8 protein-coding genes are annotated in these 8537 nt (G+C 58.0%); 1 reads left to right on the top strand and 7 read right to left on the bottom strand.

Features of this window, described 5'->3' with window-relative positions:
* Positions 1 to 136: 136 nt before the first annotated feature.
* The 4 genes from Q0S71_RS21185 to Q0S71_RS27470 form a co-directional block, all read right to left on the bottom strand.
* Positions 137 to 1213 (bottom strand): DNA cytosine methyltransferase, encoded by a 1077-nt coding sequence (locus Q0S71_RS21185; RefSeq protein WP_296000082.1) that lies wholly within the window; start codon positions 1211 to 1213, stop codon positions 137 to 139.
* Between the two features lie 567 nt (positions 1214 to 1780).
* Positions 1781 to 3271, bottom strand: coding sequence for a hypothetical protein (locus Q0S71_RS21180; protein ID WP_296000080.1), 1491 nt, complete (start codon positions 3269 to 3271; stop codon positions 1781 to 1783).
* Between the two features lie 109 nt (positions 3272 to 3380).
* A complete protein-coding gene (locus Q0S71_RS21175; RefSeq protein WP_296000078.1) occupies positions 3381 to 3650 on the bottom strand; it encodes a hypothetical protein in 270 nt (89 codons plus the stop codon).
* Entirely contained in the window at positions 3625 to 3750 is a 126-nt protein-coding gene (locus tag Q0S71_RS27470) for a DUF6538 domain-containing protein (RefSeq protein WP_367185328.1), read from the bottom strand. The genes Q0S71_RS21175 and Q0S71_RS27470 overlap by 26 nt, the downstream gene beginning before the upstream one ends.
* A 494-nt stretch (positions 3751 to 4244) precedes the next feature.
* On the opposite strand from Q0S71_RS27470, the gene Q0S71_RS21170 reads away from it, so the two are divergent.
* The gene (locus Q0S71_RS21170) at positions 4245 to 4598 is read left to right on the top strand and encodes a type I restriction enzyme HsdR N-terminal domain-containing protein (RefSeq protein WP_296000076.1); all 354 of its coding nucleotides are present in this window, start codon (positions 4245 to 4247) and stop codon (positions 4596 to 4598) included.
* Between the two features lie 99 nt (positions 4599 to 4697).
* Here the strand turns inward: Q0S71_RS21170 and Q0S71_RS21165 are convergent, their stop codons facing one another.
* The 3 genes from Q0S71_RS21165 to Q0S71_RS21155 form a co-directional block, all read right to left on the bottom strand.
* Positions 4698 to 5150 carry a response regulator gene (locus tag Q0S71_RS21165; protein WP_296000075.1) on the bottom strand — a complete coding sequence of 151 codons (453 nt, stop codon included), beginning with the start codon at positions 5148 to 5150 and terminating at the stop codon, positions 4698 to 4700.
* A 42-nt stretch (positions 5151 to 5192) separates the two neighbouring features.
* The gene (locus Q0S71_RS21160; RefSeq protein ID WP_296000073.1) at positions 5193 to 6347 is read right to left on the bottom strand and encodes a sensor histidine kinase; all 1155 of its coding nucleotides are present in this window, start codon (positions 6345 to 6347) and stop codon (positions 5193 to 5195) included.
* A gap of 160 nt (positions 6348 to 6507) precedes the next feature.
* On the bottom strand, positions 6508 to 8418 hold the full coding sequence (locus Q0S71_RS21155; RefSeq protein WP_296000071.1) for a PAS domain-containing sensor histidine kinase: 1911 nt from the start codon (positions 8416 to 8418) through the stop codon (positions 6508 to 6510).
* Positions 8419 to 8537 lie beyond the last annotated feature (119 nt).

Here is an 8537-nt window from a genome sequence, read left to right as displayed (position 1 = left end):
AGTGGCCGCGTGCGTTCTTTGAAATGACCGGTTGAAAATTTGTGTCCATAATCAGAATTTGTGGGCACAAATGCTGTGCCAAAATTCGATCATGGAGGACGCTGGTCATGCAGTCCAGACGGCGCTGGGAAGACGCTTACGCCCCAAGTCCCATGGAGCTGTAAAGTCGGTAGCCCTGTGCGTCCAGCAGCATCTGGGTCTTGACGGTTTTGAGCAGTCCTACTTCGATAAGCGACGGTTGCCGCTCGGTAGGGACTTCGCTGTGCAGCAAAAACTGGTCATCCGCAATGGAGTGCGGAACGCTGGGTTCCAGAATATCTTCCACGCAGGCCGTCGGCGCCTGTTGGGTCGGGAACACGTAACCCATAATGTCGTCCAGCGGTAGGCCCAAACGCGTTGCCACGATGAAAGAGCGTTCGCGGCTTTGCGCCACGCCAAAACCGGATGCGTTCAGCGTGCGATGCTGCACGCGGTAGCCTGCACGCATGAGCGTCTGGCGGACCACCTCGGCATCTGCCCCCCCGTCATGCGTAAGTAGCTGGCGGGCGCATTCGATGATGACTACCTTGGCGTCAATTTCACTCACTAGCCGCAAGGAGTGCTGGTAGACATCTTTTCGCACCGGGTCGGCAAGCCCGTGGTGTTTGCCCGCTGTGGAAAACGCCTGGCATAGCAGGCCCAAGGTCAGGATGTCGCAATGGTGTTTCGTGCCGTCCAGCGTGCACAGATCGTCGTGCATGTCGCGCGGCTTGACGTTTTTCTGGTAAACACGGCGGGCTTCCGGGTCGATTTCGCAGGCAAGCACCACCTCGGCGCCAAGGCTGGCCAAGCCCAGGCCAAAGCCACCCAGACCACCAGAGCACAAGTCAATCACCGTGGTGCCATGAAGGATCAGCGTCTCATCATGCTCGCGGGTTTGGAGAACAGCTTCGGCGGCCCAGGTTTCCACGGCCTGCACCTTCTTACGCCATTCCGGCGTTTGGACAAGCGCGCCGAGTTGCTGGCGGATTTTCCCCAGGCCGGTATCAATGCCATGCTCGACTGCCTCGCTGCGACTTTGGTAGACGATGGAGCCGGCGTGCGGCTGCAAGCCATCATACGGCAGGTGGCCGGATAGGCTGCCCCAAATGGGTTCCGCAATCCACTGACGGTCGCCCAGGCAATGGGCCTGGATTGTCAGGTGGATGCCATTCCCTGCTGCCGGGCGGTCCACGACGAAATCAGGGGCTTCTACAATGCCACGAGCGTTAAAGTGCGAAGCCACAGAAGCCGAAACAGCGGCAGAGGATTTTTTTAAAGATGGAATTGCGCTTTGCGGCGCAAGGTTGACTGACAGGTTGAGCTTTCACGCCGAATCTCCGAACGGAAGCCATGGCTAGCTACGCCATAGCTCGTTCGGACGCCGGTTTCGCGGCAATGACCGCTAGCGGCTCTCTCAGCGGCAGCTGAGGCTCATTTTCGACAGCCCGTCCAAGGAAGAATCTCCCCGCCTTTCGGCTACGCTGTATCGAGTAGGGATTAACCCAAATCTAGTCCGGTCCTGCTTGTCCCGAGAGTTTCTGCCATCTCTCGGGGGGCGCTTCTGCCAATCGACTGACTAGCTTTGGGGCCGGGATGCACCAATTTTAATTCAGGTAATTTATTTGTGCCTGTTTCGGCGCCGCGACGCACTTAAATTTTTTTCCACAATAAGTTAAGAAAACCACAGGCTAATGGTTCGAGGCGAATCGTTCCTATACCAAATTGGTTTAAGTACGGTTCGCCAGGTTGTGTTGCTGCATTACGCAAGTTTTTGGGCGATCTGCTGGAATACATCCCGACCCTGCCCATCGCGCTCGACGGCGAACAGGAACAGGCAGCGGCCACCGCTTGATTGTTCCCACTGATGCCCCACCTGCTGCTTTTCGCGCGAATCGTCGTTGGTTTTGTAGGGTTCGCCCTTGTATTCGACGGCCAGCACGCGGTCATCGGTCAACTCGGCCACGAAGTCGGGATAGAAATAGTCCGTGGCGGTCGGCAGCCAGAACGAGAAATTTTCCTGTCGTTCGATGTTGCGCACCCGCTGCTTGACCTTGGGGTGAGCGTCGATGCTCTGCGCACAGCGGAACTCTTCGGCAACCGCCCCGGCCTGGGTCTTTTCGCGCAAGTCGTGAATCACGGGGTAGAAGTGTTTTGAAAACTCATAGCTGCCCTGATACATTTGCCGCGCAGGATATTGGCCAGGATGGTAGTGGAAGCTGTAATGCGCCAATTCCTCGATTCCTGGAACAGCCATTTCCATCAGTCTGCCCTGGAATCCTTTGGCCATGGCAATCTGGCGCAGCCGCTTGACTTCTTTGACCAGCGCCTGCGCCAACTGGAAGCGGGCGCGAACAAGTGCGGTCAGCGTGAAGCCGCGCTCGGCGATTAGGTGGGTAATCATCTTGACCAGATACGCTTGCATCTGCGCCTGCCCGATGTCGCTCTGGCGCACTTCCACGTCCATCCACCGAATCAAGTCCTGCTGACTGGTGTGGCTCACGGTTTCATTGAGTAAAAGCTGGTGGGCGTCGGTATGCTTATAGGTAACTTTGGCACCATTGACATCAATCTCGAACGAGTTGACGGTCTCGGTGATGCCGAACCCGGCAAGCTGCACCTGCTGGTCCAACAAGCTCCAATCGCCCAAGTTGGAAAGCGTTTCGCGCTCCACCACTTCGAGATGGCCATCGAGGTTCAGGCAAAGCTGGGGGATGGCGGCAAAGTCCAACCCCAACTGTGCTGGGGCTCGCATGGCTTGGCGCACCGCCCGGTGGGCGTCGAACTGCTCCTTGACCTTTTCGCGCGCCTTGGCAGGCATGGCATTACTGATGAATGCCTCGGCCTGCGCCAATATCTCGCTGCTGACTTCGCCATTGAGCAAGACTGTGGCGCCTTGCGTGGTCTGCATGACCCGCACGACCTGCCTCAATTCCTCGGGCCAGTTCTGCGTGTCCGGTGCCTGCGGCAGGTCGATGTGGCAATCCGGCATAGCTGGCGTGGCAGCACCACCTGTGCGGGCGGCGGCTGGTGCGCCGCCTTCGCCTCCGGTCAGCGGCAGCGATTGCTGGGGGATGATGAACGAGGCCGTTTCCAACCGCTCAAAGCCCATGTTCTGCACCATGCGGTCTTTGAGCGTGGCCGCGGCCTGCGCGAAGTTGTCGGCCACGATGTGAGCGTAGGCACGGTTCAGCGAGTCCTGTGTCCGGTTCTTTGCATACGGCATGCGCAGCACACATAGAAAAACAAGCATGCTGACACTTAAATCATACCAACAGACCGCATTGTCGGTGCTAACCCAGTTCCTGACAGATAAGTACGACACTTCGCCCCGTCGTGTCGGACACAATGGGGCGTGGTGCTCAGTCCACCATGTTTTTTCGGATGTAATCGTTCCACCATCCCTTGGCATATTGCAGCTTGTCGATGTCGATGAACGGGAAATCGAGTGCGCTAAAACCTTCCTTGGCTTGCAACTCGACTGCGGCCTTGCTGCGCCGGTAATGGCGGCCCTTGATGCTCTGGTTTTTATGTCCAGTCCACTGATCGGCGCGCACGTCGTCCATGTTGTCCACGCTCAGCATCTCGCACACGGTGTCGCGGAAGCTAACGGATACCGAGAGAACGGACAAGCTCGCGCTGACCCAGAGCAAGGGCTAAACGATCAGGCAGAACGATGCGGAAATAGTAGATGCCGTGTCGGGAACGGCGCAAATACGAGGGCAGTAGCATGGTCAAACCTCAGTAGAGGTGGACCACCTGCATGGAGCACCGGCAGTGCGCCGGATGCGAAAAAGCCCTGCAAAAACAGGGCTTTGGAGTCTTGGTGGCCCGGGGCGGAATCGAACCACCGGCATACAAGCGACCACACCGCCCAGCAAGGCCCAGCCAAGGACAGCCCTTGGCATCGGTGACCGTCGCGTGTAGGAGAGGGGCCCAGCGGGCAACGGAAGGGGCAATCGCCATGCACGACAGTGGGGCAAGCTTACTCAGAATCGTGATGCTCGCTCCCGAACCATGGGCGTCGCCAGCGTCACGGGGGTAATGGGGGCGAGGCCGCCGGCTGCCGAACTGCTCATATCCCTGCCAACCCTGTGATCCCTGCCATCCCTGCGGTCCCTGCCGACCCTGTGATCCCTGCGGTCCCTGCCATCCCTGCCGACCCTGCCCACCCTGCCGACCCTGCCACTGGTAGAATAAGCTCGATTAATACAGGAGACGAGCGCATGGCGATAGTGCAGGAGATCGAGGCGATCCGCGCCGGAATTAAGGCAGGCCGATTCCCCAACGAGGCGTCAGTATCACAGGGGATTGTGCTTAGGTTACTCAATGCTCTTGGCTGGCCTGCCTATGATACGGATGCCGTATGGCCGGAATATGCGCTCGGTGGTCGTCGAGTCGATTTTGCTCTGTGCAGCCCTCCGTCTAAGCCCATCGCCTTCATTGAGGTCAAGCAGATCGGTCAAAGTGACGGAGCTGAGCGACAGCTCTTTGAGTATGCATTCCACATTGGCGTGCCTATGGCGATCCTCACCGACGGTCGGGAGTGGAACTTTTTCTTACCCGCGCGAGCAAGGTGACTATGGTGAGCGTAGGGTGTACAAGCTGGATAGGATCGCCGCGGAGCAACGGAGGTCGAGAAATGAGTGATGGCGGCAGCTCGCCGCTTGCGCAACGGCCTAGCGACGCAGCAAATCGATCACCTTTTCGATCCGATATGGTTTTGCCACAAACGGTTCGCTGTGGCCGGCGTTGTCCAATAGTGCGAGTGCCGTAAAGCCGGAGGTGAGCACGACGCGAACTTCCGGGTACAGGTCATGAATCGTGCGCGCCAGTTCGAGTCCTGTAATGTTGGGCATCATAATGTCCGAAAACACGGCATTGATGGATGGATCCTGTTCAAGCAAGCTGAGTGCTTGCGTTGCCGAGTACGCAACGACGACTTCGATGCCGTTACTGCGCAGGAGAATTTCTGCCACATCGGCCAGGTCTTGATCATCATCGACCACCAGCACCTTGAGCTGCTCGGCGCCGATGGCGTCATCAGGCGCCGAGCGTGCATTTTCGGATGCAGCCGCACTTGGGAAAGTGGGTGGCCTGACGGGGGAGAAACTGGTGAGTGAGAGTTGCATCATAGTCTTCTAGAGAGTCTTGCGATGCGAACGGCTACCCAGTTAAATCGCGGCGGTGGTTTCGCCTGCGAATTGCGGCATCGTGACGACGAAGGTGGTTCCATCGTCAGGGCTGGATGCTACATTGATGCTTCCGCCGTGCGCAACAGCAATTTCGCGCGATATGAACAAACCGATACCAAGGCTGGTATTTTCAGTGTAGGGTTCGGCGGCATCGTTGAGCCGGACCAGCGGTTCAAAAATAAGCTTCAGCTTATTGGCCGGGATCACCGAACCGCGATTATTCACCGTGAAGCTAATTTGTTGCCCGGCAGAGGACACCGCCACCCTGACTGGCGCGTCAGCTGTTCCGTGCTGGACGGCGTTACCAATCAGGTTGGATAACATTTGCGCCACGCGGCTCTCGTCGAAATAAGCGTCGAGATGGCCGGGGACGCTGAGCTCAATCCGGGATTCCGGAAATGCCCCGCGCACTTCGGCGACGATGTGATCCACCGCCGCTAGCAAATCGCTGCGTTTCGCGTGGATGGGAATGCCAGCGCCCAAGTGGGTACGGGTGAAGTCGATCAGGTCACGCACCAGGTGACTCATGCGTTTCGCGCTGCGCAGCATGCGCTTAGCCATCACCACATATCGCTCGGGGATATCAGTTGCATGCACCAGCATGCTGGTGCCGCTCACCAGCGCACCGAGCGGATTGCGCAAATCGTGCCCCAGAATGGCGAGGAACATGTTTTGCGAGTTGTTCAACAACGATTCGTAGCGGGCTACCGATTCCGCCAGGGCCTGGTCGACAGCCTCGTTAAAGCGGGTGATATCGCTGAGCTTTACGACGTGATCCTGCGTCGGCTCACGGCCCCACAGCGTCAGCACGCTGGAACGCAGCGCGCGATATTCCGATACCAACTGCACCACCGTATAACCGGAAAGCAGGCGCGCTTCGGCGTGAGTCTCCGGTATCGTGTCGTCCGGCTGGCGTGGTGCCAGCCCCATCGATTTTGCGTCACGCTGGCGGTTGCTCTGGGGCGCATCCATGTCCGCTGCGAAAACCAGTAACATCTGATGCGCATGGTCGCGTAAATCCCTGTCGTCCATCGTAAGGGCCGGCGGCTCGATGGTGCGGGCAAAATCCTCCCATGCCACAAGGATTGGTTCGATGTTCTTGCGGATGAAATCGGCCAGCCGGATTTGTGTCATTGCAGACCAACCTTTTCGATAAAAACTGATGCAGCCTTTGGCAGCCAAACTGGCAGAAATAGTACTAAAAGGATTCTACTCTTTTAACTACCGTAGCGGCGTGGACGTCACCACCAGTGTTCACGTAGCGACGTAAGGCAAAGCCATTGACAGTCCTTTCTCAGGCGCCACGCAGCTTTTTCGCCAGATCGGCGAGCCGATAAGGTTTGCTCAATAAGGAAAAATCGCTCAAGTCGCCGTATTCCGACAGTAGCGCCGGCAGGGCATATCCCGAAGCCAGGATCACCTTGAGCTTGGGATAGCGTTGCTGGGCAGTGCGCGCCAGTTCGATACCGTTCATGCCGTTGGGCATCATCACATCGGTAAACAGAATTTCGATGTCTTGCATGCGGTTGAGCATGAGGAGGGCATCGTTGCCGTTGCTTGCGGTAAAAACCTGGTAACCCATGGTGCTGAACAGTTCGCTCGCTACCGTCATCAAGTCTGCTTCGTCTTCGACGATGAGTACCCGTTCGGCAACCGGCTCGGCATCGGGCGTCAGCGCCTCGGCCTGCGCCACGATGGGCAGGAAAATGTCGACTGTCGTGCCTAGGCCCGGCTGGCTTTCTAGCGTTACATCGCCGCCGGACTGGGCAATGAAGCCGTAGACCTGGCTCAGACCGAGTCCTGTGCCTTTGCCGACATCTTTGGTGGTAAAGAAGGGCTCGAAAGCCCGCGCAATCACTGCCGCGCTCATGCCGGCGCCACTGTCCTTCACGGTGGTACGGACATAAGGCCCGGCTGCAAGCTGCCCAACCTGGCCGGCGAGTAGCTCGACGTTGGCGGTACTGAAAAAAATATTGCCACTGTCTTCCATCGCATCCCGCGCATTGACCACCAGATTGAGCAACGCGGCCTCGAAACGCGTCGCGTCGATCGCTACATTGCCGAGATTGGGCGCCAAGTCAAACGTGTACGCGATGCCCGAGGCGCCGGCCCGGCGCAGCATGGTTTCAAAGCCTTCGATCAGGTCGTTGAGATTGTAGTTGTCCACTTTGAGCGGTTGCTGACGCGCAAACGATAACAACTGCTGGGTAAGCGTGACGCCGCGATTGACGGCCCGGTGCATTCCTTCGAGCAGACGGCGGTCTGCTGTTTCGTGCAGACGTATGCCCAGAATATCCAGACTCGACGACAACACGGCCAGCAGGTTGTTGAAGTCGTGTGCGATACCGCCCGTCAACTGGCCGATGGCTTCCATCTTCTGCGATTGAAACAGCGCCGCGTTGGCGCGTTCCAGGGCCTCGGCAGCAAGTTTTCGCTCGGTGATATCGCGGGTAACCTTGGCAAAACCCAGTAATTTTCCGGCGGGATCGTGAATCGCATCAATGACCACATGGGCCCAGAACTGCGAACCGTCCTTGCGCACGCGCAAGCCTTCCTGCTCGTAACGGCCCACCGTCAGCGCCACGTTGAGTGCGTGTTCGGGCACGCCTTTGGCGCGGTCGGCCTCGGTATAAAAACGCGAAAAATGGGTGCCGACGACATCGTCGAGCTGGTAGCCCTTGATCCGTTCGGCGCCGGAATTCCAGTTGGTCACGGTGCCGGTCGGCGACAACATGTAGATGGCGTAGTCCGTCACGCCTTGCACCAGCAGGCGGAAGCGTTCCTCGCTGTCGCGCAAGGCCAGTTGCGCAGCGCGCTGCTTGGACATGTCTCGGGTGATCTTGGCAAAGCCGATCAGCTGGCCGCCGTCGTCGCGGACGGGATCGATTACCACGTTGGCCCAGAAATGGGTGCCGTCCTTGCGCACGCGCCAGCCCTCGGCTTCGAACTTGCCCAGTTCGCGTGCCTCCTTGAGCGCCCGCACCGGCACGCCAGCGGCGCGCTCTTCGTCAGTGTAGAACAGGGAAAAATGCCGACCGATGATTTCCTCGGCGCGATAGCCCTTGAAACGCTCCGCACCGGGATTCCAGCTGGTGACATGGCCTTCCAGATCGAGCATAAAGATCGCGTAGTCATTGATGCTGCCGATCAGTAACTGGAAACGGCGCTCGGAGGAATTGTCGTTACTTACATGGTCTTTGAACATACTTTACTTTCTGCTAGGCTGCCTCCGATTCAAGCTGACCCGGCCACCCGATCTTGAACCTATAGATCCTGCGATGATACCAATGATTGCGATCAGTTAGCGTATCGAAACAAAACGTA

It is taken from the genome of Rugamonas sp. (assembly GCF_025354735.1).
Classification (GTDB): Bacteria; Pseudomonadota; Gammaproteobacteria; order Burkholderiales; family Burkholderiaceae_D; genus Rugamonas.
The sequence above is the reverse complement of the archived record's forward strand: the minus strand, read 5'-3'. Positions and strand labels throughout refer to the sequence as shown.